Genomic DNA, 25,009 nt, shown 5'->3' with positions numbered 1-25,009 from the left:
CGCGACTGATCGCCTAGCAACCGATCGTCGACTGCTCGCCCGCCTCTGGCGGGCATTTTTGTTTCAGGTGACCATTCATGCCAAACGTGCCGCTGCAATGCTGCTGATCGCGCTCTTGATTCCGTTGGCCCTCGGGATCCTCGCCTACGCCATCGCACTCACCCGCGCCGCCATCGCCCAGCGCGTCCGCCCGAACGTCGAGGCGCTCGGCCTCGGCGCAGTCGTCAACTTCTTCGATACGCTTGGGATCGGCTCGTTCGCCCCGACCGCGGCCTGGTTCAAGTTCCGCAAGATGGTCCCCGACCGGCTGATCCCGCCGACCATGATCGTCGGCCTGACCGGGCCGGTGATGGTCGAGAGCATCGTCTTCCTCATCCTGCTCGGAGTGTTCGTCGATCCGGTGCTGCTGTTCGGCTGCGCCATCGCGACCATGGTCGGCGGACTGATCGGAGCGCCGCTGGTCGTTCGCGCCCGAGTCTGGATCGTGCAGCTGATCGTCGCCGTTGGGCTACTGCTTGCCGCCACCGCTTATGCCATGACCAACCTTCACCTATTCCCGGGTGGGGGAACCGCAACCGGACTGCCGCTTGGCCCGACGATCGTGGCCATCGTCGCCAGCTTCGGCTTCGGCATCCTCGCCAATTTCGGAGTCGGCAACTACGCCCCGACGCTCGTTTTGCTGAGCTTGATGGGCATGGATCCGCGGCTGTGCTTCCCAATCATGGCCGCCGGCGGCTCGCTGATGGGGGCGGGCGCGAGCGTGCGCCACATCGCCATCGGCCAGGTCGACCTCAGAATCGTCCTCGGCCTCGCCATCGGCGGCGTACCGGGGGTGCTGGTCGCCGCGTTCATCGTCAAGTCGATGCCGCTCGAGGTGCTGCGCTGGCTGGTGTTCGTGGTGGTTCTCTACGCTGCCGCGGTGATGGTCCGCGCCGCTTTGGTCGGACGGCGGGAGCAGCGGGCCGAGACGGCGACCGCGGCGGTGGCCGCGTCATGACCGACCCTCAGGCCCTCAACCGCGAGTTCGCCAAGTATGATCAGGTGCAGAAGGCGCACACTTATCGCCTTGCCGAGCACGACAGCGACGAATTCGACGAGGATTACGAGATCGCCACACTGGACTTCGCCCGCTTCCTCCACGGCAACGAGGCGGAGAGAGCGGGCTTCGCCGACGACTTCGCGCAGGCGCTGGGCGAAATCGGCTTCGCGATCCTCACCGGCCACGGCGTCGAAGCGGCGCTGTACGACGAAATCCACGACCGCGTGCTCGACGTCTTCACGTCCACTTCGCTCGAAGAAAAGATGCGCTTTCGTGCCCGGCGCCACGGCTCGGTCAACCAGGGCTATTTCCCGATCGAGGAGACCAGCGACATCCACCCCGACCTGGTCGAAGGCTGGGTGTGGTGCCGCCGTGCGTTCGACATCCCGCAGCACCGCGAGGTGCCGTTCAACGCCGCCGATTACTGGCCACGTCCCGATGATGAGCCGCACTTCCGCCGCCTCGTCCTCGCCCACGAGGCCCTGTTCAAGCCGATCGCCCAAGCGATCTTCCAGGGCCTCGGCGTCGACCCTCACGTCTACGACCGCCGGCTGACCGCGACCAACTTCGGCCTGCGCCTCAATTACTACCCGCCGATGACGCGCGACCAGGACGCTTCGGGCGCGGGCCGGCTGCTCGGCCACGAGGACGTCGATTTGTTAACCATCCTCCCCGCCACCGAGGTCGAGGGCCTGCAGGTCTGGAACCACCTGAGCCGCAAGTGGGTGCGTCTCAACGCGCCGCGCGGCTCGATCATCATCAACACCGGCGATTATCTGCAGCGCATCAGCAACGACCGCCTGCCCTCGACCACCCATCGCGTCGGCAAGCCTGGCAATAGCTCGCACCTCACGGCCCCGCGAGTCTCCTTCCCGATGGCGGTCTACGTCTGGGAGGATGAGCAGCTCGAAGTGCTCTCCGGCTTGGGCGACCCCAAATACCCGCCGATCAAGGCGATCGCCTTCCACACGCGAAGCACCAGCAAATTCTACGGCGACGACTATGCGGTGACGGCCTGATGAGCGCCTCAATCGCGCCCCATTGCGTTGCGAAGGCGGCTCACCCGCACTAACGAGCGAGCCATGTCCGACCGCCAGGAAACTTACGCCAAAACCGTCGAGCTGATCGCGCCATTCAACAAGAAGGGCATCGCGATTACCGAGGCGACGCGTTTCGCCCAGGATCTCGAATGGGACAGCCTCACCGTGCTCGACTTCGTCGCCAACGTCGAGGACGAGTTCGACGTCCTCATCTCTATGAACTTGCAGGCCGAGATCGAAACCGTCGGCCAGCTGGTCGACGCGCTCCAGCGGCTGCAGGCGTGACCCGCCTCGCTTTTCGTCATCCCCGCGAAAGCGGGGACCCAGCTGAAGAAGGAAATATGGGTTCCCGCTTTCGCGGGAATGACGAGGTAGGGAAGTGACCGACCTCTCTCCAAGTTCGACCCGCTGATCCAGCAGCGAAAGGACCTCGTCGGCGCCGGCTACGCCGATCCTTCGCCGGTGCCCAATGTTATCTGTGCGTAAGGCCGAGCGCTTCAGGCGCGCTCCAGGTTCGCCCAAGCGTGGACCGAGGTCGCTCCAAAACTCGGCTACAGCATGTCCCAGGTCAGCACCCGGTGATTGGCTACGTCATTCATCACCAGCCTGATGATGTACGGTGCGCTTCTGCTCAGCCAGAACGTCATCGTGTACTCGCCGGGACGGGTGCTTTCGACGACCCACGCGGACAGGTTTCCCCGAGCACCCGCATGCACGGTCTCCCTGCCGAGAACTTCGAAGGGCTCGGCCATCAGCGTCGCATCTCGGTCGGCGATCGCGGGCAGGGTGCCCTTGAGTCCCTTCCTGAGCGGAAGCGAGGCCAGAAGGATTCCATACATTCCGCCGTTAAAGTCGTAGACCGCTTGCGGAAGATCGGCGGCGTCGGGATCGTTCTTGTCGCCGGCACCGGCAAGCGTGACGGAGGTGACGTGCGCGCCATCAAAGGTGCGCCGAAAGACCGTCCCGTCGACGCCATGCGTTTCCGACTTGATCGGCGCCAGGGTGCGCGGCTCGAAAAAATTGACGATCGTGTTGGCGCTGCCATTGAGGAAAGTCGTCCCCTGGACGCGCAACATCACGCGTTTTCCGTCCAGCACGCTCCATTGCATGTGGTCGGTCCAGATGCCTTGTGGGTGAAGCGTGCCGTCGGCAGTCTTCGCGTTGTACATCCATGCATTGTTGTATGGCTCGAGGAACGACCCATCGAGCGTTCCGTCGCCGACATGAACCGTCGTCGTTAGCTGACCGGCGCCAGACCCAGCGGATGAAAGTGCAGGAGCCGTCGCAGTGGCGATTGGATGCAAATCGTGGGGCAGGACCTCGGCCTTCGCCGGTGCCAAAGCAGACAGAAGCGACGACGCGGCGATAGCGCAGCCATGCATGGGTCCCTCCTCGAGGATAGGGTGGGCGTTCGCTCATCCATCGATGCGCGTGGGCCTCGCGACAATCGTTTCGCGACGGGAAGCATCGCAGCTTCGATCAGTGGACGCTAATGTCAGCTTTCCGCCCAATGCAGACATACGGGCTTCCCTACCCGACCGCCGCCGCATTGCCGCCCCATTGCGTTGCGAAAGCACCGGCCGGTCACTAACGGAAAGCTGCATGCCCGACCGAGCCCAGACCCTCACCAAAGTTCTTGAACTGATCGAGCCCCTTCCCGGAGGTAGGGAAGCCGGGCATGACTGATCTCCTTTCCAAATTCGATCCGCTGATCGAAATGCGCGAGACGCTCCTCGAGTCCGGGGTCACCGACCCGTTCAACCTGGTGATGGAGAAAGTCGAAAGCCCGACCGTCGCGATCTGCAACGGCAAACCCACGATCCTACTCGGCACCTATAATTACATGGGCATGACCTTCGACCCCGACGTCGTCGCGGCGGGCAAGCAGGCGCTCGACGAATTCGGCTCGGGCACCACCGGCAGCCGGGTCCTCAACGGCACCTATGTCGGGCACAAGGCGGTCGAGCAGGCGCTTATGGATTTCTACGCCATGGACCACGCGATGGTCTTCTCGACCGGTTACCAGGCGAACCTCGGAATCATCTCCACCATTGCCGGCAAAGAGGATTACATCGTCCTCGACATCGACAGCCACGCCTCGATCTACGACGGCTGCGCGCTCGGCAATGCCCAGATCGTGCCGTTCCGCCACAACGATATCGAGGCGCTCGAGAAGCGGCTGAAGCGCATTCCCGAAGGCGCCGGCAAGCTGGTCGTCCTCGAAGGCGTCTATTCGATGCTCGGCGACGTCGCACCGCTCAAGGACATGGTTCGGGTTTCGAAGGAGAACGGCGCGATGGTGCTGGTCGACGAAGCCCACTCGATGGGCTTCATCGGCGAGCACGGCCGGGGGGTGGCGGAAGCCCAAAGGGTGATGGACGACGTCGACTTCATCATCGGCACCTTCTCCAAGTCGGTCGGCACCGTCGGCGGCTTCTGCGTCTCCAACCACCCGAAGTTCGAGATCCTGCGGCTGGTCTGCCGGCCGTACGTCTTCACCGCCTCGCTTCCGCCCTCGGTCGTCGCGACTGCCGCGACCTCGATCCGCAAGCTGATGGACAGCGCCGACAAGCGCGCTCACTTGTGGGAGAATTCGAAGCGCCTCCATGCCGGCCTCCGCCAGCTCGGCTTCACCCTCGGGACCGACGAGCCCCAGTCGGCGATCATCGCCGTCATCATGCCCGACCTGGAAACGGGCGCGGCGATGTGGGAAGCGCTTCTCAACGAGGGCCTGTACGTCAATCTCGCCCGCCCGCCGGCGACTCCCGCGAACATGACCTTGCTCCGCTGCTCGCTGTGCGCGCTCCACACCGAGGACCAAGTCGGCGAGATTCTCGGCATGTTCGCTGCGGCAGGCCGTGCAACGGGTTGCATAAGCTGAGCCGAAAGCGTGGAACCTTTGGCTTTCGCCAAAAGGTTAACGAGACTAGATTGGCCGGATGATCGGGGACGGGGAAGAGATACGCTTCGATTGGCGGCGAGGCGGTGCCGCCGCGGCGGGTCTCGTCGCGGCCCTGTTCCTCGTCGTCATCGTGATTTTGGTGAAATTCGCCAACGACGCGCGCGAGCAGGCGCTCATGGCCGAGCGCCACGCCTATGATGTCGCCCTGGTCGTCCGCAACGTCAGCGCGAATGTCGCCCGCTCCGAAGCGGCGCTCGCTCGCTTCGTCCTCGACGAGGATGTGAAGACCAGCGGCAATATCTATTCGAGCGACTGGCAGCTCGCCGGCTTCCAGATTCGCCAGCTCAAGAATCTGATGCGCAACAGTCCGGAGCAACAGCGCCGCGTCGGCGAGCTCGAGGCTCTTTATAATCAACGGGGCAGCGAACTCGCCCTTGCCGCCCGGGCCGCCCTCGCCAAGCAGGGCGGCGCCGCCGGCATCAGTTACTACTACCAAGCCGCGACCCAAGGCTCCGGCGGCAGGCTCGACGCCAAGCTCAATGAAATCACCAACAGCGAGCGGGCCGCGCTTCGCGAGCGCAAGAGCCAGAGCCAGATTTTCTCCGCCGAAGCCGACCGCTTCACCGATTATTTGAGCTGGCTGGGGATTCTCGTCGGCGTCGGCGCGATCTTCCTCGGCGTGGTTGCCGTCCAGGCGCTGCGCCAGAATGCGGCGGCGCGCCGCCAGGTCGAATCCGAAGCCGAGCGGTCCGAGGCGCTCGAGCTTGCGGTGCGCGAGCGCACGCAGGAGCTGTGGGAGGCGAACCAGGCGCTCAAGGCAGAGGCGGAAGAGCGTCAGGCGGCCGAGGCCCAGCTGCGCCAGGTCCAGAAGATGGAGGCGGTCGGTCAGTTGACCGGCGGCATCGCGCACGACTTCAACAACATGCTGGCGGTGGTCGTCGGCGGCATCGACCTTGCCCTCCGCCGCCTCAATGGTCCGCGCCGGGAGGTCATGAGCCACCTCAACAATGCGATGGAAGGGGCGACTCGCGCCGCTGCCTTGACCCGCCGCTTGCTCTCCTTCGCACGGTCCGAGCCGCTGCTGCCCGAACGCATCGACAGCAAGGAGCTGATCGGCGGCATGTCCGACCTGCTCGACCGCACGCTCGGCGAACGCGTCCGCGTCAAATTGAAGATCGCCCCCGACACGTGGCCGATCTATGTCGATCCGCACCAGCTCGAGAACGCGATCGTCAACCTCGCGGTCAACGCCCGCGACGCGATGGACGGCCAGGGCGTGATGAAGATCGCCGCCGCCAACGTGAAGCTGGCCGCGAACGAGGTCGGCGACGTCCGCCCCGGCGAATATGTGAAGATCAGCGTCTCCGACACCGGCTGTGGGATGACGTCCGAAGTGCTCGACCGCGCGTTCGAGCCCTTCTTCACCACCAAGCCGGTCGGCAAGGGCACCGGCCTCGGCCTCAGCCAGATTTTCGGCTTCGCCCATCAGTCCGGCGGCGAAGTCGGTATCGAAAGCGAGCTCGGCAAGGGTACGACGGTGTCGATCTTCCTGCCCCGCACCGAGGCCGCCGCCGCGGTTCGCATCCACCCGGCGGTCCAGCGCGCCGCCGATTCCGAAGCCCACGTCGCCGGTGCCCGCCTCCTCCTCGTCGAGGACGACCCGCGCGTCCGCACCGCAACCGTCGATGCGCTCGAGGACCTCGATTACGATCCGGTCGCCTGCTCCAGCGGCGCTGAGGCGATCGAGCTGTTCAAGCGCCAGGAGTTCGATCTCGTGATCACCGACGTGATCATGCCCGAGATGACCGGCCCCGAGCTGATCCGCCACCTCAAGGCGACCCACGACCGCGATTTCTCGGTGCTCTTCGTCACCGGCTACGTCGGCGAGGGCGAGAGCGACGACCTTCGCAGCCACGAATTGCTGAGGAAGCCTTTCACCGTTGGTGCGCTGGCAAGCGCGGTCGCCGCCGCCCTCGCGCGCGACGCTAGCGAACCGCCCCGGACCTCAAAAGCCGCGGCAAAAGGGTGATCGCGGCGAGCAGGGGGTGTCTCCGCTGCCACGGTTTCAGCGCGATCTCGGTCCCGGCGTGGCGGTTGATCTTCCAGGCGATATAGTCCGGCCCGCCGGCGAACGTCGCGCTCGCCTTGGCCAGCCGCAGCACCGACAGCGTCTTCCCCTCGATCCGCCGCCATCGCCAACTTGCGCGCGGCTGCCGGTCGATCGCTGCCGCCGCCGGCTCGGTGAAGCGGACATAACGCTCGCGGTCGGCATCAACGACCGAGGCCTGTCGCCCGGGCCGTTCGGCGCGAAGCTCGGCCGAATAGGTGAGTGAAAAGGCCCTCCGCCACCAGTCGAGCGGCTTTTCCCGCGCGCGCTTGCCGGCCGCTGCAAGCAGGGTCGGCGCAGCGCGCGCCACGGCCTCGATCGCGCGGTCACGCGCCAGCTCGTCGGCCGCCCATACCAGGCGCGCGGGCTGCGCAAACCGCGCCCACACCGCGACGTTGCTCGTCTCGGGCCCGTTCAGGCGATAGAAGTCGGCTTCGCTGAGGACCGCATATTTGGCCCGCAGGCCGTGGTGCTCGAAATAGAAGACGTTGGGCGGAACGAGCCGGTTCGCGAGCGCCAGCCACCGTTTGGCATAAGCGGCGCGATAGTCGGACACGATCAGGTAGAAATCGAGCATCCGCCCTTCGAGCTTTTCTTCGCGCAGGCATGAACCGTAGAACAGAATCGCGCGGCCGGGGCCGCCCTGCCTCGCCGCAATTGCTTTCGCGACTCCGGTCACGCGCGGGTCGACCGGCACCGCTAATTCCTCGGCGACCAGCTCGCGCAGCTCGGTCATGTCCGGCCTTTAAGCGGCGAGCTTGACGAAGGACAGCGGCATTGCGGGACGAAGATGAATCGGTCGTCCGCGCTCGGCGTGGAACGTCTCGCCGTCGAGAATGATGTTGGAGCTGTCGCTCTCGATGGTGATTCCGTCGGCTTCCTCGAAATGCACGCCGCGCACTTGGGATCGGCCAAGCTTGCCGCTGAGATGCGCAAAAATCGCACCGATCATCGATGACGGCCGTTGCTCGATCGCAAGCAGCTTGAGCGAGCCCGACCGCTGTCCGTCGAATGGATTGGTGATCAGCAGTTTCTCGAGCGTAGTCACGGCGAGAAACGAGAACCGGCCGGTGATCGTTCCGCCATTTTCATGGACCGAAACCTGCAGCGGCTTCGGGTCCGGCGGCAGGAAGCCCGCCTTCATGCCCAGGAACACCTTCATCAAGAACGCAGCCGCGGTCAGCACGTGCGCGAAACCGTTGGGCAGGCCCAGCGGATAGATCTTGTCGCGGCAATACAGCATCGTGTCGGCAAGGCCCGCACCGCCCATGAACATCCCAATCACCGGCCGCTGCTCGCCGTCGCCGTGGCGCAGGGCGATGAGCTCGCGCGCGACGGTGTGGGGCGTGAGGTCGGTGCGCGCGAGCTGGATTAACCGCTCGAGGGTCTCGATCGGATCGGTCCGCGCGCCGAGGTCGAGCGCGATCAGATTGGTCTTGCCGCTCGGAAGCACGGCGACGGGCGGCGGTGAATCGCGGAAATGCCCGCCGTTGTGGATCTCGGTCAGCGCCGCCTGCACGGTTCCGTCGCCGCCGTTGATGGCCAGCACCTTGGGGCGGACCCGGGCGATGACCTTCATCGCCTCGCCGATCTGGTGCGCGTGCTCGACCTCATAGTGAAAGACGTCGGGATGGTCGGCGCAATATTCGCGAATGCGCGGTAGCTGGGCGAGGTTGCCGGTCGATTTGGGGTTCGAGAGCAGCGCGATGCGCGGGCGCGACACATGCTTGTGGCACTCGGGCGACGGGCAATCGAGGGCGCCCGCTGCGGCGGCGGCTCCTGTTCCCGTCTCTGAGTTCGATTTCAGCATGAATTCACGGACCGGTTCGCTATAGGCATCGCCGGACGGACGCGCCGCGCGCGCATTCCGTCCATGCTCTGGTTTCGGCTGCCTTTGCGGCCAAATGATGGTGGTGGGACGACGAAGTTGAGCCGGCTGGGCCTTATCGACCGCTATCTTGCCCGCTCGATCGCCGTTCCTTTGTTCGGCTCGCTGGTCCTCGCCGCGATGCTGCTGGTGCTCGATAAGATGCTGCGGCTGTTCCAATATGTGGTCGATGCCGGGGGGCCGGTCAGCGTCGTCTGGCGGATGCTCGCCAACCTGCTTCCGGAATATCTTTCGCTCGGCATCCCGATCGGCCTCATGCTCGGCATCCTGCTTGCCTTCCGCAAGCTCGCGCTGTCGTCCGAGCTCGACGCGCTGCGCGGCATCGGCATCGGCTACAACCGGCTGCTCCGCGTTCCGTTCTTATACGCGGTCCCGCTCGCCGCGCTCAACCTGTTCATCGTCGGCTATCTCGAGCCTTACACCCACTATCAATATGAGGGGCTGCGCTTCGACTTGAAGTCCGGCGCACTCGGCGCCGCGATCAAGGTCGGGGAGTTCAACCGCCTCGGCAAGCATTTGACGCTGCGCATCGACCGCAGCGAGCATAAGGGAACCCAGCTCCAGGGCATCTTCATCCAGATGGACCGGGGCAAGGGGGAATCCGTCGCGGCGACCGCCGAGCGCGGCCGGTTCCTCTCGACCGACGACGCCGACGTCATCCTGTTCCGCCTGTCCAAGGGCCGCCTGGTCCAGGATTCGCCCAAGTTCCCGACCCCGCGCACACTCGCCTTCGACAGCTATGATCTGCCGATCAGCCTGCCGATGATCGATCAGTTCCGCGGCCGTGGCAGCAACGAGTCCGACGAGCTCTACCTGCATGAGCTTTGGCGGCTCGGCTATGGCGGCGGGGCCACCGACCGCCACCAGCGCCTCGAAGCGCAGGCGCACTTCAACTTCCGGCTCGTCGAAGTCGTGATGATGCTGATGCTGCCGTTCCTCGCCATCGCGCTGGCAATTCCGCCCAAGCGCAGCTCCTCGGGCCTCGGCATCTTCGTCGGCATCGTGATCGTGGTCGCCTATCACAAGATCAACCAATATGCGGAGGCCGCCGGCGCCCGCGGCCACATCGATCCGGCCGTCGCGCTCTGGTCGCCCTTCATCCTGCTCGCCGCGCTGATCTTCTGGATGTACCACATTCTCGCGCACAAGCCGGGCGGTCAGCCGATCGGCGCTCTCGAATGGTTCTTCGCCAAGAGCGCGAAATATGTGCGCAAGACGGCCAACGCCGTGCCGCGGCCGAGAGCGGCGAGCACCCCGGCATGATCAACCTCAGCTTCTTTCCATCGCACCGGCTGGCTTTCTACATGGTGCGGCTGTTCCTCACCCGCAGCCTGGCGGTGATGATCGCGCTGATCCTGATCCTGATGACCCTGGATCTGTTGGGCGAGTCCGGCAAGATCCTCGCGGTGCCCGGCAACGGCGATGCCCAGCTGTGGCATTATGTCGCGCTGCGGCTTCCGCTGCTCGTTTCGCGCTTCCTCCCCTTCTCCGTGTTGCTGGGCACGCTGATCGCCTTCGTCGGGCTCAATCAGCACAGCGAGGTGGTGGCGATGAAGGCCGCGGGCCTGTCGGCGCACCAGATCCTCGCCCCGCTGGTCATCGCCAGCATCGGCATCGCCATCGCCCTGTTTGCCTTCAACGAGACGGTGGTGGTCAAATCGGGGCGCGTGGTCACCGCCTGGTCGGATAACGACTACAAGCCGGTCCCGCCGGACAGCGGCATCCTCAGCAATGTGTGGCTGCTCAACGGCGACGATCTCGTCCGCGCCGGCCTCGTGATCGGCCATGGCCGCGACCTTCGCGTCCAGAACTTGCAGATCTACGATCGCGGCGGCGGCATCCTCCAGCGAACCATTATCGCCGCCAGGGCCGTTCCCCGGCCGTCCGCCAACGACTGGCTGCTCGAGGACGTCCGCATCTACGACGCGAGCATGAACGTCATTTCCCGCCAGCCGCAAATGCCCGCGCTGGAGGGAGTGACGGCAGGACAGCTGACCTTGGCCAAGGTCGATCCCGCCGAACTCGATTATTGGACCTTGAAACAGCGCATCGCAGAGCTCGAGGCGGCGGGGCGCCCCGCCGACGAGGCCAGGGCCGGCCTGGCGCACAAGATTTCGGGGCCGATCTCGACCCTGCTCATGCCGCTGCTCGCCGCGGTGGCCGCCTTCGGCCTCGCCCGCTCCGGCCAGGTGATGGTCCGCGCGGTAATCGGCATGGCGCTCGGCTTCGCTTACTTCGTCGCCGACAATTTCAGCCTGGCGATGGGCAATGCCGGCGCCTACCCGCCCCTGATCGCGGCCTGGGCGCCGTTCCTTCTATTCCTGCTGATCGGGGAGACCGTGCTGGTGCGGACGGAGGAGTAGCGGCGCTATTGCAGGACCGGCCGCCGCACGACCGCGACCAGGCTTACGCCGAACGGCATGGGCACCCGGCCAATCATCCCCGCCTCGAGCCCAAACACCGCATTCAACACCGCATTCACCCGCGCCCCGGGCAGCGCGTCGTCGGCGCTGTCGTTGCGCCGCGCTTTGCCGATCAGCCTCGCCGCCGCGATCGGCGGGAACAGCAGGCTGTTGAAATAACTCAGCAGCTGCACTTCGAACCCGGCTTGCTCGAACAATCGGTCGAGACCGGCGCGCGTGTAGCGGCGGAAATGATGGTGGGCGACGTCATGCGCGCTCCACATCCACGGGTTGGCCGGCACCGTCAGCAGCAGAGCGCCGCCCGGCTTCAGCCGCCGGTGGATCGCGCGCAGCGAGCCGATGTCGTCGGGCACGTGCTCGAGCACGTCGAGCAAAGCGACAAGGTCGTAGCCATTGCGCTCGAACATCGACAGATCGGGCAGCCGCGCGTCCTTCACCCTGCGACCAAGCCGCTTACCGGCGAGCGCGCGTGCGCACTTGTCGAGCTCGCACGCCTCGACCGCGCCGAAGCGCCCGAGCATCGCCAAATTGTGACCGGTCCCGCACCCGACCTCGAGCACCCGCGCACCGTGTGGCGGTTGCACGACGCGCTGGATCAGTGTGTCGAGGATTCGGCGCCGCGCGAGGAACCACCAATGCTCCTGGTCCAGTTCGGCCATCCGGTCGAACACCGCGCGTTCCATGCGATTCCCCGTTCCTGTTCTCAGCTATCCATCGCGCCAAGAGGTAAAGGGGTCGTGAACCATGCTCGCTAGAGAGCACCATATTCGTCGCGGCGCTTCCACCACAGGCCGGCACCTTCTTCATTGCGGCCGAGGGGCGCGCGATCGAGCCACTGGTACATCCCCCACAGCCCGTCGAGCCCGCGCGCATAGGCCGAATAGGTGTGATAAACCTCGCCGTCCTCGAGCACGAAGCTGCTCATTCCCGGCAGCTCGCGCATGAAGGTGCGGTTGTCGGTCCCGGCCGCTCTCGCCCACGGATTGGACTCGCCGGGCGCCGCTGAGCCGCTCGGCGGCTGGGCCTGGAAGTTATACTCGTAGCCCTCGTCGCTCTGCTGCTGCTCGGTGATGCCGGCCGCGAAATCATAGTTGAAGTCACTCCCAAACGACGACGCCCACGGAAAGCTCCAGCCCATTCGTGCCTTGTACGCGTCGAGCTTTTCGAGCGGTGCGCGCGAGATCGCCCAGAACATCACGTCGTGATGCGCGAGATGCTGCCACACGCCGTCGAACCCGTCGGCGATCGCCGAACAGGATGGGCAGCCCGCCTTGAAATCGGGCCCGAACATGAAGTGATAGACGATCATCTGCGACCGCCCGCGGAACAAATCGGCGAGGCTCGCCTGGCCCTTGTCGGTGTCGAAGCAATAATCGTTCGCGACCCGGACCCAGGGCAGCGCCTGGCGCTGCTTCGCCAAAGCGTCGCTCTGATGCGTCAGCGCCTTTTCCGCCTTGAGCAGCTCGAGCCGTCGCCCGAGCCATTCCTCACGGCTGGCGATTGCGTGCGTCGTCATGACCTTCTCCTTGTCGTCCCCGTTTGATGAACAGCGCGCCGATCCCTCCCGCCGAAGCGGTGCCGATGGCGGCCCAGCCCAGCGCCGAAATGCACAGCGGGCACATCGTTCAGTCCGCCGCCGGCGGCATCTTGTCGAACTTGGGCACCTCGGATTCGAGCGGATCCCAGGCTTGGCCAGCGGCCGTCCACATGACCATCGCGGGCCTGAAGCGACTCGGGTCGTCGAGGCTGGCCGCGCTGACCACGAACACGTCGGGCATGTCGGGGAAGGCGATGAACACCGGAGCCCCGCATGTCGGACAGAAGCCGCGGCTTTTACGAGTGCCGTTCTCGCCGACGACAGTCCACTGACTTGCTTCGCCGGTGACGGTCACTGGCGCTCCCGAAAAGGTCAGGTGCGATCCGTGACCGGTGCCGCTGTCGCGTTGGCATTGGCGGCAGCGGCACTCGTTCATAACGACCGGCTCGGCCGCGACGGCGTAGCGAACGGCTCCGCACGCGCATCCCCCGGTATATGGCTCGGCCATGGCTTAGCGCAGCGCTTGCGCGACGGCTTCGCGCGACTTGGCGTGAAGCGCCCAGAAGTCGCGGACCGTCTCGCCCGCAAGCTTCTTCTGCAGCACGGTCAGGTGCGAATTCCAGCCGGCGCCGAAATCCTGCGCACCGGTGCCGCTGACGATCCCGCTGTGCGTCAGCACGAGGCGCGTCCGCCCGCCTTCGTCGCTCAGCTCATAGGTGACGTTGCCGTTCTTGCCGCTCTGGAAGGTCGTTTCGAGCAGCCGCGGCGGCTCAAAGCGGATCACTTGCTCGTTCCACACTGCGCCTTTCATCGCCGCATAACTTTCCGGCGGTTCGACCTCGTCGGCCGAAAGATTGTCGTGATCGATAAGCAGGTCGAAGTTGCCGCCCGGGCTCGCATCGGTCCCGCCCATGAACCATTCGCGGCGGAGGTCGGCCTCGGTCAGATAGCGCCACACGGTTTCGACCGGAGCGTCGAGTAGCCGCTCGAGCCGGATCGAATCCGCCGCCGGCCGGGTGATCGGCGCGCTCGCTTGCATGGTATCGGTCACTTCTTCTTCTCCTTGTGCTTGCCGGCGTCGATCGCGGCTTCGAGCCGGTCGAGGCGGACGGTCCAGAATTTCTCCCACTGGCGGAGCCACCGCTCGGCTTCCTCCAGCGGCTTGGCGTTGAGGCTGCACCAATGCGTGCGTCCCATCTTCTTGCGCGCGACGAGCCCCGCCGATTCCAGCACCTTCACGTGCTTGGAAGCGCCGGCGAGGGTCATGCGATAAGGCTCGGCGAGATCGCCGATCGAGGTCTCGCCCAAAGCGAGCTGCGCGAGCATGCCGCGCCGCGTTGGGTCGGCCAGCGCATGGAACACGGTATCGAGTCGATTATCAACCATGTGGTTGAATATCACGCCGGGAGTCGCGATTGTCAACCGTTCAGTTGAATATAATTCCTACTTCGGGGTCGATGCGAAGTTGGAGCGGATGTGCGCGCCCGTCCGCCGATCGGTCATCTCGATATAGACTTCGCCCGGCGGTGAGGCGCCGCCGGTGATCGCGAACCACAGGTCCTTGAGGTCGTCGGGGCCGGTCAGCGCGCAGAACCAGTAGAGCTTCTTGCCCTTGCCGTCATAGAGGTCGATCCATGTCCGCGATGCATTGGGGTTCTCGTTGCACGCCGGAAGGTCCGGCGACGCCGCGAACAATTCCTTCCTGAACTTGTCGCGATTGGTGACTTCATATTTGTAGCGGATGAAGTCGAACCCGTTTGCCTCGTAGGGCTCGGTCCCGACGAACCGCAGCTTCGGCTCGGGCAGGCTCGCCGCCTGCTTCTTGGCGCCGAGCACGGCGGCCGATGGCGCGAGGACGAGGGCCAAAGCGATTGCCGCTGAGCAAATTGGCTTCATTGCCCCTCCTTTTGAGGAAGACGCCCTCGATTTTCTTATGTCGGCCTTAAGCTTCGACTCACGGAGTCGAATTAACGTGGATTAACAAAATTTTGCGTCACTTCCAACCACGCTTCCAGGCGCGGTGGCGATCATCGAAGCTTGGCGATCCTGAGGCCGTCTTCGCGTGCGCGCTGCTTCACCGATTCCTCGCTTCGCACCAAGGCCTTGGCGATCGCCTTCAAAGCCATGCCCTTGCCCGCGAGCACCTTGAGCTTGTGCAGCTCATCCGCGCGCCACGGCTGGCGGTGCCGCTCGAACTTCTCTCTCATCGGCTTGCCCCCCGGGCGCGCCATAGCACGAAAGGACCGCGTTGCCTCCACGCCACAGTTGCACCCAAATCCCGCTTGGCCGGCGCGGCGTCAGGAACCGCGGCTGTTCCCAGTGAATTCTACTCGGATGGACGACGCGACCCTCGCGAACATGCGCGCGCGCGTCGCGCAGTGCCGCCGCCTCGCCGGATCGATCACCGACGCCCGGGCCGCGGCGATCCTCCGCCAGATGGCCGATGAAGGAGAGGCCGACATCGCCCGGGTCGAAGCCGAGCGGGTCCAGGCCGAGAACCCGATGCCGCCGCCCGCCGCGACCTGATCGTCGAAGCTTAGTTGCTCAAGCGGTGGAAGTGATAGCGCCCGCGCACCGGCGCCGCCTTGTACGAATGGCCCGAAGTGCAGGTCACCTTGAACACGCCCGTTCCTTCGCCCTCGATCGCCGAGGTCGACGCCACCCGTCCGCAGGCATAGCCGATCCGCCCGATCGTCCGCGCAATCGTCGCGTTGGCCAGCGGCATGCTCGCCTCGACGACGGCCGGCGCCACCGTTTCCGCCGCCGCTTGCGCGACGGGCGGCGCCGCGGCCGCGCTCGCCTCGGGTGCGGGCGGATCGAGCTGCAGGTCGGCGAGACCGCTTGGCGGCCGGGAACGGGCGGGCTCGGTCCTCCGCATGGCGGCGACCGCCTGCGATCTCCGCGCCGGCGCCACGTCGAGCGCGGCGAAGCTCGTTCCTGTCGAAGGCGCGGGCCGGCTCGCCGTGCGTGCCGGCGGCACCGCGTGCGTCGCGGCAGGTGCCGGCTCCGCGCTCTGCGCATCGCCCCCGGCATCGAGACCGATCAGCGCGCCGAGCAACCCGACCGCGACAATCAGTCCGGCGGCCACTGCGGCCGGGCGCTGCCAGGCGATCGGGCGATCCTCGGCGTCCGGCACCGCCTCGAGCTCGACGGGTGCGGGCGGCGGATCGGCCCTGACGCGCGTCGGATACGTGGGGCTCGCCACCGCTTCCATCCGTCGCAGCAGGTCCGATTGCGGCTGCGCCTCGGGCTCGGGGGCGGGTGAAGGCGCTGTCTCGGGCGGGCGCAGCGATGCCGCGATGAACGCAGCGGTGCGCGGCTCAGCTCTCGGCTCGGCCCTGAGATGGGGAGTCGCGACCATCGCGTGCGCCGCATAGGGCTTGAACGGCGACGGTGGCGTCTCTGGCTTCGTGCCCAACCCGATCGAGGCATCATAGGCGCGCCGCTTGTCGGCGTTGCGCAGCGTTTCGTAGGCGATGCTCACGCCGGCGATAGCGCCGAACGCCCGCGGCCGTGAGATTTCCCGAGCGAAGGCTTGTGCGATCTCCTCGGCGCTTGCGGTCGGCGCGAGCCCAAGCACTTCATAGTGGTTCGGCCGTGCCTTGACCGTGCTGTCCATGTTCCGACCCCTGCTCCAACCCGCGCTCGACTCTTAAGCGGCGGAGGATGCTGCCGATTTTACGGTTAATCCAGCTCGGCTCGGCGACAAAAACCCGCGTCCAGTCGTTACCCGGTTATCGGCGCCGCTTTGCCGAGTGATGAGACCGCGCTTTGTGCGCCGACGCCTTGTGATGCGCTGCGCGATGCCGGTGGGCGGGCGCGGCGAGCTCCTGCTTGATCAGCGCCCGGCAACTGGGGTGCCGCATGATCTGGCGGTAGCTCATGCCGTGGCAGGAGCGGACGGTCTTCCGCGAGAAATGCATCGGCCTGGCCTTGTGGGCCGACCGATGACTGGCGTGCGCCCGCCGATGCTTGCTCGGCGTCGCGTGGGCGTGGGCCTTGCGCGCGTGGTGGCGTGCGCGGCTGGAGTGATGGCCGCCGACGTCGACCCAGCGATGGCTCGGCCGCGCGCTGGGCATCGGCGGGAACGGCGGCGGCGGAGGCAGCTGCTCGGCTTGCGGCTCAGGAACGGGCGGCGGCAGGTCGGCCGCCGGTTGCGCGGCCTGCGGCACCGGTCCGCCCGGCACGTCCTGCGCGCCGACTGGAGCTGCGGACATCCCGAACGCCAGGGTTGCGCAGGCAAGGACGACGATTCGCTGCATGATCATTTCCCCCATTTCGCCGGCGCGAGGCGCCAGGCGAACCCGGCCCGAGGATAGCCTTGGCGCCGCCGTTAACGCAGCCTGCGCAGCCGCTGGTTCAGCCGGTCTGGTGCACGGACTACCGCTAACAAAAAAGGGCCGCCCCGCGGGACGGCCCTTCCTTGTCTCAAGTATCAGTCTGATCGAAACTATCCCAGCATTTCCTGCTCGAGCTTCTTGGCCATTTCCTCGATGTTCTCGGGCGGCCAGCCGGGGATGTCCATCCCGAGGCGAAGGCCCATCGAGGCGAGCACTTCCTTGATCTCGTTCAGGCTCTTCCGGCCGAAGTTCGGCGTCCTCAACATCTCGGCCTCGGTCTTCTGGACGAGGTCGCCGATATAGATGATGTTGTCGTTCTTCAGGCAATTGGCGCTGCGCACCGACAGCTCGAGCTCGTCGACCTTCTTCAGGAGGTAGCGGTTGAGCTGGTTGGTGTCGGCCTGGGTCTCCATCGGCATCGCCGCGGCGGCGGTGCCGATCATCGGCGACGGCGCCATTCGCACCTGGCTGTCGTCGAAGTGGACGAACAGCTGCAGCTGGTCCTGGAGGATCCGCGCCGCGTAAGCGAGCGCGTCTTCCGGGTTGACCGTGCCGTCGGTCTCGATGGTCAGCGTGAGCTTGTCATAGTCGAGCTCCTGCCCGACGCGTGTGTTCTCGACCTTATAGGCGACCTGGCGCACGGGGCTGTACAGCGCGTCGACCGGGATGAGGCCGATCGGCGCGTCGGCCGGGCGGTTGGCCTGGGCCGGCTGATAGCCTTTGCCGATGTCGACCATCAGCTCCATGTTGAGCGTCGCGCCTTCGTCGAGGTGGCAGATGAGGAGGTCGGGGTTGGTGACCTCGATATCGCCGCTGGTCGCGATCATGCCGGCGGTGACGTCGGCCGGGCCGGTTGCGGAAAGGTGCAGCCGCTTGGGCCCCTCGCCTTCCATCTTGAGCGCGATCTGCTTCACGTTGAGGACGATGTCGGTGACGTCCTCGCGCACGCCGGTCAGGCTCGAGAATTCATGGAGCACCCCGTCGATCTTGATCGAGGTGATTGCGGCGCCCTGAAGCGAGGACAAGAGCACGCGGCGGAGCGAATTGCCCAGCGTCATGCCGAAGCCGCGCTCGAGCGGCTCGGCGACGAAGGACGCGCGGCGCCGGCTGTCGCCGCCGCCGATCTTCTTCTCGAGCGCGTTGGGCTTTTTCAGTTCCTGCCAGTTCTTTGCGTTGACGGCCATTTTGTTCCCTTGGCAGTTGGGGGCCTGAGCCCCTGATTTCAAACCTTAATCTCGTCATTCCCGCAAAAGCGGGAACCCAGCGTTATTAAACCCGGCGCCGCTTCGACGGCCGCACCCCGTTGTGCGGGATCGGGGTCACGTCGCGGATCGAGGTGATCGTGAAGCCGACCGCCTGGAGCGCCCGAAGCGCGCTTTCGCGGCCCGAGCCGGGGCCCTTGACCTCAACTTCGAGCGTGCGGACGCCGTGGTCGGCGGCCTTTTTGCCGGCGTCTTCCGCCGCGACCTGCGCCGCATAGGGAGTCGACTTGCGGCTGCCCTTGAAGCCCATCATGCCCGCGCTCGACCAGGCAATCGCATTGCCCTGCGCGTCGGTGATGGTGATCATCGTATTGTTGAAGCTGGCGTTGACGTGGGCGACGCCGGCGGAAATGTTCTTCCGCTCCTTTCGGCGAAGACGCTGAGGTGCTTGAGCCATGGTACTTTCCTAATCCCTGAAACCGCTCATCCTGAGGAGCGGCGAAGCCGCGTCTCGAAGGACCGACGTTATTTCTTTTTACCCGCGATCGGCCGCGCCTTGCCCTTGCGGGTGCGCGCGTTGGTGTGGGTGCGCTGGCCGCGGACCGGCAGGCCCCGACGGTGGCGAAGCCCGCGGTAGCAGGCGAGGTCCATCAACCGCTTGATGTTCATCGCAGTCTCGCGGCGAAGGTCGCCCTCGACCTGATGGTCGCGGTCGATTTCCTCGCGGATGTGAAGGACTTCCTGGTCGGTTAGGTCCTGGACCCGCTTTTCCGGAGTAATCCCGAGCTTGTCGGTGATCTGCTTGGCCGTGGTGCGGCCGATTCCGTGGATATAGGTCAGCGCGATTTCCACGCGCTTGTTGGTGGGGATGTTGACCCCGGCGATACGAGCCATTCGTTATCCTTCTTTAGCTCCACGGGGCGCCTGCCGCCCCATCTCGTCGCTAGAAAGCCCCTCCAAACGAAAAACCGACGCGCGCACGAATGCGCCGCCGGAAACCGGTTAAACGGGATGAAATGCAAATAGGAATGCGCTCTAAGCGAGTCAAGAGCGGCGGATCGCCCCCCGGGGATGAGTCAACTTCGTCAACTTCGCGCCCGATCCCGGACGACCGGCGCACTCCCCATGGCGGGCGAAACCCTATTTTTCCAGTGCTTTCGGCGCCCATCCCACTATGGGCCGCGCCATGCAGGAAAAGTCCATCCACCAGATCTTCGTCGTCAGCGTGCTGTTCAAGGGCGCTCACGCGCTGTTCGAGATTGTCGGCGGCGCCGCGCTCTACCTCGTCAGCACCGAGGCGATCGTCCGCGCGATCAACCGCTGGGGCTATGGCGAGCTGGCCGAGGACCGGAGCGACTGGGTCGCCGAGCACGTGCTCGAGTTCGGCCGCACCTTCTCGGTCGAGGCGCACAATTTCTATGCTTTCTACCTGCTCAGCCACGGCCTTGTAAAAGCGGTCCTCGTCTATGGGCTGCTCAAGGAGAAATTGTGGTCCTACCCGGCGAGCTTCGTCGTGTTCGGCGCGTTCATCGCCTACCAGCTCTACCGCTACACCTACACGCATGAGTTCGGACTGATCCTGCTCACCCTCTTCGACCTGTTCGTGATCTACCTCGCGGTCCACGAATACCGGCTGCTTCGCAAACACCTCCCGACGCACTAAGCGACAAACCAATGCAGCGCGTGACCCTCGCCGGCGGAATCCCCGAAGCCTTGAAGGGGAGCATCGTCGCGCTCGGCAATTTCGACGGCTTCCACCTCGGCCACCAGGCGGTGGTGAGCCGCGCGATTGCCCGCGCGTTCCACGAACGGCGACCGGCGATCGTGGCGACCTTCAACCCCCATCCGGTCGAGTTCTTCAAGCCCGGCGTGCCGCCGTTCCGCCTGACCACGCTCGACCAGCGCGAGGCCCTGTTCGCCCATGCGGGGGCGGACGCGATGCTGGTGTTCGAGTTCGGCGCCGCGCTCGCCGCGATGGACGCCGAGGAGTTCGTGGCCGACGCCCTCGCCCGCCAGATCGGCGCGGCGGGAGTCGTGACCGGCGACGATTTCAGCTTCGGCAAAGGGCGCCGTGGCGACGTGACGCTGCTCGCCCGGGTGGGCGCCGAGTATGGCGTGATCGCGGAGGCCGTCGCGCAAGTCGTGCTCGACGACGAGCGCATCTCGTCCGGCCGGGTCCGTGAAGCGCTCGTCGCCGGCGACACGGGCATGGCGACGCGCATGCTCACTCGCGATTTTGCAATCGAAGGCGTCGTCCAGCGCGGCGACGCGCGCGGACGCGATCTCGGCTATCCGACCGCGAACATCGCGCTCGGCGACTATCAGCGGCCCAAGTACGGGATCTATGCGGTGCGAGTGACGCTCGATGATGGGAGCGAGCATCCCGGCGTCGCCAGCCTCGGCGTCCGCCCCACCTTCGAGCCCCCGCAGGAACTGCTCGAAGCCTATCTGTTCGGGTTCGACGGCGACCTTTACGGCCGCCGGATCGAGGTCGCGCTGCACGCCTACATCCGCGAGGAGCGGAAGTTCGAGAGCGTGGAGGCACTGGTCGCCCACATGCGCGAGGACGAGGCGATGGCGCGGAAGCTGCTGGCGATCGCCTGAGCGTCATTGCGAGCGCAGCGAAGCAATCCAGGAAATTGATTCGCACGTGTGGATTATCTGGATTGCCGCGGCGCCTGCGGCGCCTCGCAATGACGGGTTTGCATTTGGGGCGAGCGCCCCGCTAAGGCGCCGCATCCATGGCCGACGCTCCGACCAAACAAGATTACCGATCGACCGTCTTCCTTCCGCGCACCGACTTTCCGATGAAAGCCGGGCTGCCGCAGAAGGAGCCGGCGATCCTCGCGCGGTGGATCGAGCAGGACCTTTACGGCCAGGTGCGCGAGGCGCGCGTGGGGCGCGAGAAATTCATCCTCCACGACGGGCCGCCCTACGCGAATGGCGACATCCATATCGGCCACGCGCTCGACCGCACGCTGAAGGACATGGTGGTGCGCACCCAGACGCTGCTCGGCAAGGACGCGCCGTTCGTGCCCGGCTGGGACTGCCACGGGCTGCCGATCGAGTGGAAGATCGAGGAGCAATATCGCAAGAAGAAGCTCAACAAGGACGAGGTGCCGGTCAAGGAGTTTCGGGCCGAGTGCCGCGCCTATGCGCAGCATTGGGTCGACGTGCAGCGCGAGCAATTGCGGCGCCTGGGCACGCTGGCGGACTGGGATCATCCCTATCTAACGATGGCCTATTCGTCGGAGGGGACGATCGTCGGCGAGCTGATGAAGTTCGCCGAGAGCGGCCAGCTCTACCGCGGCGCCAAGCCGGTGATGTGGTCGCCGGTCGAGAAGACCGCGCTGGCCGAGGCCGAGATCGAATATGAGGACGTGGTCTCGACCCAGATCGATGTGGCGTTCGAGATCGTCGAGAGCCCGATCCCCGAACTGGTTGGCACCCATGCGGTGATCTGGACGACCACGCCGTGGACGATCCCGGTCAACCGGGCGATCGCGTACGGAACGGACGTTGATTACGTCGCCATCAGAATGGTGCACGCCTTCCACGAAGGACCTGCAATTTCACCGTGGGCGGGCAAGACTGTTCTCGTAGCCAAAGAATTAGTCGAGCAAACATTCAGAAGGGGTCAGCAGACCCACGAGGGGCAAGAACTAGTCTGGCAAGGCAAGGGCTCCGACCTCGCCGGAACGATTGCTCGCCACCCGATGCACAAGCTCGGCGGGTTTTTCGCCGAACCGCGCCCGCTGCTCCCGGGCGACCACGTCACCACCGATGCCGGCACCGGTCTCGTCCACATGGCGCCCGACCATGGCGAAGAGGATTTTTACGTCTGCAAGGCGGCCGGGATCGATCCCGTGTTCGTGGTCAACGACGCCGGCTTCTACCGCGATGACTGGGCGTGGCTCCCCGGTGGCGGCAGCGTGATCAACGCCAAGTTCAACGCGCCCGACGGGCCGATTTGCACGGATTTGCGTGAGGCGGGCGCGCTCCTCGCCGCCAGCGCCGACTTCACCCACAGCTACCCGCATTCGTGGCGGTCGAAGGCCAAGGTCATCTACCGCTGCACCCCGCAATGGTTCATCGCGATGGATCGGCCATTGCCGAAGTGGCATTGCGAGAGCTTCGCCGAGCAGCGCTGGGACAATGAGGGCGGGGCGATCGCGCAGACGCCGACGCTGCGGCAGGTCGCGCTGAAGGCCATCGCCGACACCCGCTTCGTGCCCGACAAGGGGCGCAACCGCATCGGCTCGATGGTCGAAGGGCGGCCCGACTGGGTGATCAGCCGCCAGCGGGCGTGGGGCGTGCCGATCGCTTTGTTCGTCGAGCGCAGGACGCAGGAGCTGCTGGTCGATCCGAAGGTCAACCGGCGGATCGTCGAGGCGATCAAGGCGGAGGGCGTCGATGCCTGGTCGGCGGAGAATGCCGCGAGCTTCCTTGGCGAAGGCCGCGACCCCGACGATTACGAGATGATCGGCGACATCCTCGACGTGTGGTTCGACAGCGGCTCGACCCACGTGTTCACGCTGGAGAGCGGACATTGGCCCGACCAGCGCTGGCCCGCCGACCTCTACCTCGAAGGCTCCGACCAGCACCGCGGCTGGTTCCAGTCGTCGTTGCTGGAAAGCTGCGGCACTCGCGGGCGCGCGCCGTTCAACGCGGTGCTGACCCATGGCTTCACCATGGACGCCAAGGGCATGAAAATGTCCAAGAGCCTGGGCAATACGGTCAACCCGCTCGACCTGATGAAGGACTATGGCGCCGACATCCTGAGGCTGTGGGCGCTGTCGGTAGACTTCACCGAGGATCATCGGATCGGGAAGGAAATCCTGGCCGGGGTCGCCGACCAATATCGCAAGCTCCGCAACACCTTCCGCTATCTGCTCGGCGCGCTCGCCGATTTCGGCGAGGAGGAGAAGGTCGCGGTCGAGGCGATGCCCGAGCTGGAGCGCTACGTACTTCATCTCACCGCCGAGCTCGACAAGACGCTTCGCCGGGCGGTCGAGGACTTCGACTTCAACCATTACGTCCGCGCGCTGACCGACTTCTGCAACGAGGATCTGAGCGCCTTCTATTTCGATATCCGCAAGGACGTCCTTTATTGCGAGGTCAATGCCGAGGCCGGCGTCCAGACCGACCAGCGGCGCGCCAACCGCACCGTGCTCGACATCCTGTTCCACGCGCTCGTGCGGTGGCTGAGCCCGGTGCTGGTATTCAGCAGCGAGGAAGTGTGGGGGACGCGCTACCCCGACGCGGGTTCGGTGCATTTGCTCGAATGGCCGGAGATTCCGGCGGTGGACGCGGATGACGCGCGGTGGACATCCCTGCGCGCGCTTCGCAACCAGGTGACCGAAGCGATCGAGCCGTTGCGCCGCGACAAGGTCGTCGGATCGAGCCTGGAGGCGGAAGTGACGGTGCCGAGCGCCGAGGACCCGTCCTTCCTCGCCGAACTGTTCATCACCTCGACAGTCCACAGCGGCGATGACGTGAAAGTGGCGAAGACGGGCAACCATAAATGCGGGCGCTGCTGGCGCTACCTGCCGGAAGTCAAAAGCGATGGCGAGCTGTGCGGCCGCTGCGAGGACGTGGTGAATGGATAAGCGCAAGCTCGGCTTCGCGGTCGCGTTGGTTGTGTTCGCGATCGACCAGCTGTCGAAGTGGATCGTCACCGGCCCGCTCGGCATCGACCAGGTCCCCGACCAGCTGGTGCTGCTGCCGATCTTCAATTTCACCTACACCCAGAACCAGGGCATTTCGCTCGGCCTGCTCAACGCGACCAACCCGATCGGGCGCTGGGTGCTGGTCGCGGCGACCAGCGCGATCGCGATTGCCGTCGCCGTCTGGATCGGGCGGGAGAAGAACCGGATCGACCAGGCCGCGCTCGGGATGGTGCTGGGCGGCGCGCTCGGCAACATCCTCGACCGCACGCTCCACGGCTATGTCACCGACTTCCTCGACCTTCACTTCGGCGACGTGCGGCCGTTTTTGGTATTCAATGTCGGCGACGCAGCGATTAGCATCGCCGTCGTGATCTTGTTGCTGAGAGCTTTCCTGACCCCTAAGGAACCGGCGAAGGGCGAGAGCCCCAAGGAGACTGTCGAACATGCGTAAAACCATTTCCGCTTTGGTCATCGTCGCGGCCGTTGCCGCCAGCGGCTGCGCCTCGCTGAGCGGGAAGCGCGCCGCGCCCGACGAATTCGCGGTCGCGCGCAACGCGCCGCTGATCATCCCGCCCGACTTCAGCCTGTCGCCGCCGGTCGCCGGCACCGCCGGGCTCAGCCCGACCGACGCGCAGCAGCAGGCGATCGACACCCTGTTCGGAAGCCCCGCGCCGCGCAGCGCCGCCGAAACCAGCTTGCTCGACGATGCCGGGCGCAGCGGCGCCCAGGCCGGCATTCGCTCGACCGTGTGGGACCCGGACACGCGCATCGTCGACAAGGGCCCGACCACCCTGCAGATCCTGCTGGCGCCGCCCGCCAACAGCACGGTCGCCACCGCGCAGGCCGGGCAGTAGAAGCGAGG

At 65.6% G+C, this 25,009-nt stretch carries 28 protein-coding genes; 13 read left to right on the top strand and 15 right to left on the bottom strand.

The window, feature by feature from the left end; translation table 11 throughout:
• Positions 1–67: 67 nt before the first annotated feature.
• From N539_RS0106270 to N539_RS0106260, 3 genes are all read left to right on the top strand, one after another.
• On the top strand, positions 68–997 hold the full coding sequence (locus tag N539_RS0106270; protein ID WP_197018356.1) for a sulfite exporter TauE/SafE family protein: 930 nt from the start codon (positions 68–70) through the stop codon (positions 995–997).
• A complete protein-coding gene (locus tag N539_RS17705; RefSeq protein WP_028969574.1) occupies positions 994–2,058 on the top strand; it encodes a 2OG-Fe(II) oxygenase family protein in 1,065 nt (354 codons plus the stop codon). The genes N539_RS0106270 and N539_RS17705 overlap by 4 nt, the downstream gene beginning before the upstream one ends.
• A 63-nt stretch (positions 2,059–2,121) precedes the next feature.
• Positions 2,122–2,364 carry an acyl carrier protein gene (locus N539_RS0106260; RefSeq protein ID WP_028969573.1) on the top strand — a complete coding sequence of 81 codons (243 nt, stop codon included), beginning with the start codon at positions 2,122–2,124 and terminating at the stop codon, positions 2,362–2,364.
• A gap of 266 nt (positions 2,365–2,630) precedes the next feature.
• Here N539_RS0106260 and N539_RS0106255 read toward each other — a convergent pair whose 3' ends face one another.
• Complete coding sequence (locus N539_RS0106255; protein ID WP_156029791.1) at positions 2,631–3,461, bottom strand: DUF3108 domain-containing protein; 831 nt, start codon at positions 3,459–3,461, stop codon at positions 2,631–2,633.
• A gap of 296 nt (positions 3,462–3,757) precedes the next feature.
• On the opposite strand from N539_RS0106255, the gene spt reads away from it, so the two are divergent.
• Complete coding sequence (spt, locus tag N539_RS0106250) at positions 3,758–4,960, top strand: serine palmitoyltransferase (RefSeq protein ID WP_028969571.1); 1,203 nt, start codon at positions 3,758–3,760, stop codon at positions 4,958–4,960.
• Positions 4,961–5,018: 58 nt separating this feature from the next.
• Complete coding sequence (locus tag N539_RS0106245) at positions 5,019–7,010, top strand: ATP-binding protein (RefSeq protein ID WP_028969570.1); 1,992 nt, start codon at positions 5,019–5,021, stop codon at positions 7,008–7,010.
• Here the strand turns inward: N539_RS0106245 and N539_RS0106240 are convergent.
• Positions 6,967–7,824: a hypothetical protein gene (locus tag N539_RS0106240; RefSeq protein ID WP_028969569.1), complete on the bottom strand. Its 858-nt coding sequence runs from the start codon at positions 7,822–7,824 to the stop codon at positions 6,967–6,969. The two genes, N539_RS0106245 and N539_RS0106240, sit on opposite strands and share 44 nt — an antisense overlap.
• A gap of 9 nt (positions 7,825–7,833) precedes the next feature.
• Positions 7,834–8,898, bottom strand: coding sequence for a diacylglycerol/lipid kinase family protein (locus N539_RS0106235; RefSeq protein ID WP_081774238.1), 1,065 nt, complete (start codon positions 8,896–8,898; stop codon positions 7,834–7,836).
• Positions 8,899–9,015: 117 nt separating this feature from the next.
• On the opposite strand from N539_RS0106235, the gene lptF reads away from it, so the two are divergent.
• On the top strand, positions 9,016–10,239 hold the full coding sequence (gene lptF, locus N539_RS15785; RefSeq protein WP_231462919.1) for an LPS export ABC transporter permease LptF: 1,224 nt from the start codon (positions 9,016–9,018) through the stop codon (positions 10,237–10,239).
• On the top strand, positions 10,236–11,339 hold the full coding sequence (gene lptG, locus N539_RS0106225; protein ID WP_037552411.1) for an LPS export ABC transporter permease LptG: 1,104 nt from the start codon (positions 10,236–10,238) through the stop codon (positions 11,337–11,339). Before lptF ends, lptG begins: the two co-directional genes overlap by 4 nt.
• A gap of 5 nt (positions 11,340–11,344) precedes the next feature.
• Here lptG and N539_RS0106220 read toward each other — a convergent pair whose 3' ends face one another.
• The 7 genes from N539_RS0106220 to N539_RS0106190 all read right to left on the bottom strand — a co-directional run bounded on the left by N539_RS0106220 (position 11,345) and on the right by N539_RS0106190 (position 15,143).
• Entirely contained in the window at positions 11,345–12,082 is a 738-nt protein-coding gene (locus tag N539_RS0106220) for a class I SAM-dependent methyltransferase (RefSeq protein ID WP_028969566.1), read from the bottom strand.
• 68 nt (positions 12,083–12,150) lie between these two features.
• A complete protein-coding gene (locus N539_RS0106215; protein ID WP_028969565.1) occupies positions 12,151–12,915 on the bottom strand; it encodes a DUF899 domain-containing protein in 765 nt (254 codons plus the stop codon).
• A gap of 109 nt (positions 12,916–13,024) precedes the next feature.
• Positions 13,025–13,444, bottom strand: coding sequence for a GFA family protein (locus N539_RS0106210; RefSeq protein ID WP_028969564.1), 420 nt, complete (start codon positions 13,442–13,444; stop codon positions 13,025–13,027).
• A 3-nt stretch (positions 13,445–13,447) separates the two neighbouring features.
• A complete protein-coding gene (locus N539_RS0106205; RefSeq protein WP_081774236.1) occupies positions 13,448–13,987 on the bottom strand; it encodes an SRPBCC family protein in 540 nt (179 codons plus the stop codon).
• Positions 13,984–14,322, bottom strand: coding sequence for an ArsR/SmtB family transcription factor (locus N539_RS0106200; RefSeq protein WP_028969562.1), 339 nt, complete (start codon positions 14,320–14,322; stop codon positions 13,984–13,986). The genes N539_RS0106205 and N539_RS0106200 overlap by 4 nt, the downstream gene beginning before the upstream one ends.
• Positions 14,323–14,379: 57 nt before the next feature.
• Positions 14,380–14,832 carry a hypothetical protein gene (locus N539_RS15780; RefSeq protein WP_156029790.1) on the bottom strand — a complete coding sequence of 151 codons (453 nt, stop codon included), beginning with the start codon at positions 14,830–14,832 and terminating at the stop codon, positions 14,380–14,382.
• A 131-nt stretch (positions 14,833–14,963) separates the two neighbouring features.
• Positions 14,964–15,143 (bottom strand): hypothetical protein, encoded by a 180-nt coding sequence (locus N539_RS0106190; protein ID WP_028969560.1) that lies wholly within the window; start codon positions 15,141–15,143, stop codon positions 14,964–14,966.
• A 127-nt stretch (positions 15,144–15,270) separates the two neighbouring features.
• Between N539_RS0106190 and N539_RS15775 the strand changes: the two genes are divergently transcribed.
• Positions 15,271–15,462, top strand: coding sequence for a hypothetical protein (locus N539_RS15775; RefSeq protein WP_037552409.1), 192 nt, complete (start codon positions 15,271–15,273; stop codon positions 15,460–15,462).
• A gap of 10 nt (positions 15,463–15,472) precedes the next feature.
• Here the strand turns inward: N539_RS15775 and N539_RS0106175 are convergent, their stop codons facing one another.
• The 5 genes from N539_RS0106175 to rpsM all read right to left on the bottom strand — a co-directional run bounded on the left by N539_RS0106175 (position 15,473) and on the right by rpsM (position 19,372).
• Positions 15,473–16,555 carry a J domain-containing protein gene (locus N539_RS0106175; protein ID WP_028969559.1) on the bottom strand — a complete coding sequence of 361 codons (1,083 nt, stop codon included), beginning with the start codon at positions 16,553–16,555 and terminating at the stop codon, positions 15,473–15,475.
• Positions 16,556–16,670: 115 nt separating this feature from the next.
• Positions 16,671–17,204: a hypothetical protein gene (locus N539_RS0106170; protein ID WP_028969558.1), complete on the bottom strand. Its 534-nt coding sequence runs from the start codon at positions 17,202–17,204 to the stop codon at positions 16,671–16,673.
• 182 nt (positions 17,205–17,386) lie between these two features.
• Entirely contained in the window at positions 17,387–18,460 is a 1,074-nt protein-coding gene (locus N539_RS0106165; protein ID WP_028969557.1) for a DNA-directed RNA polymerase subunit alpha, read from the bottom strand.
• 85 nt (positions 18,461–18,545) lie between these two features.
• Complete coding sequence (rpsK, locus tag N539_RS0106160; protein WP_028969556.1) at positions 18,546–18,935, bottom strand: 30S ribosomal protein S11; 390 nt, start codon at positions 18,933–18,935, stop codon at positions 18,546–18,548.
• Positions 18,936–19,003: 68 nt separating this feature from the next.
• Positions 19,004–19,372, bottom strand: a complete 369-nt coding sequence (gene rpsM / locus N539_RS0106155; RefSeq protein ID WP_028969555.1) for a 30S ribosomal protein S13 — start codon at positions 19,370–19,372, stop codon at positions 19,004–19,006.
• A 292-nt stretch (positions 19,373–19,664) separates the two neighbouring features.
• Between rpsM and N539_RS0106150 the strand changes: the two genes are divergently transcribed.
• The 5 genes from N539_RS0106150 (at position 19,665) to N539_RS0106130 (ending at position 25,001) form a co-directional block, all read left to right on the top strand.
• Positions 19,665–20,141, top strand: a complete 477-nt coding sequence (locus tag N539_RS0106150) for a DUF2127 domain-containing protein (protein WP_051531588.1) — start codon at positions 19,665–19,667, stop codon at positions 20,139–20,141.
• Positions 20,142–20,152: 11 nt separating this feature from the next.
• Positions 20,153–21,082 carry a bifunctional riboflavin kinase/FAD synthetase gene (locus tag N539_RS0106145; RefSeq protein WP_028969553.1) on the top strand — a complete coding sequence of 310 codons (930 nt, stop codon included), beginning with the start codon at positions 20,153–20,155 and terminating at the stop codon, positions 21,080–21,082.
• A 137-nt stretch (positions 21,083–21,219) separates the two neighbouring features.
• Positions 21,220–24,087, top strand: coding sequence for an isoleucine--tRNA ligase (gene ileS / locus N539_RS0106140; protein WP_028969552.1), 2,868 nt, complete (start codon positions 21,220–21,222; stop codon positions 24,085–24,087).
• On the top strand, positions 24,080–24,598 hold the full coding sequence (gene lspA, locus N539_RS0106135) for a signal peptidase II (protein ID WP_028969551.1): 519 nt from the start codon (positions 24,080–24,082) through the stop codon (positions 24,596–24,598). The genes ileS and lspA overlap by 8 nt, the downstream gene beginning before the upstream one ends.
• On the top strand, positions 24,591–25,001 hold the full coding sequence (locus N539_RS0106130; RefSeq protein WP_028969550.1) for a DUF3035 domain-containing protein: 411 nt from the start codon (positions 24,591–24,593) through the stop codon (positions 24,999–25,001). The genes lspA and N539_RS0106130 overlap by 8 nt, the downstream gene beginning before the upstream one ends.
• Positions 25,002–25,009: the final 8 nt, after the last annotated feature.

This window comes from Sphingomonas sp. URHD0057, from assembly GCF_000620665.1.
Taxonomy (GTDB): domain Bacteria; phylum Pseudomonadota; class Alphaproteobacteria; order Sphingomonadales; family Sphingomonadaceae; genus Sphingomicrobium.
Note: the sequence above shows the minus strand (reverse complement) of the source record. Positions and strands in the feature narration are given on the sequence as shown.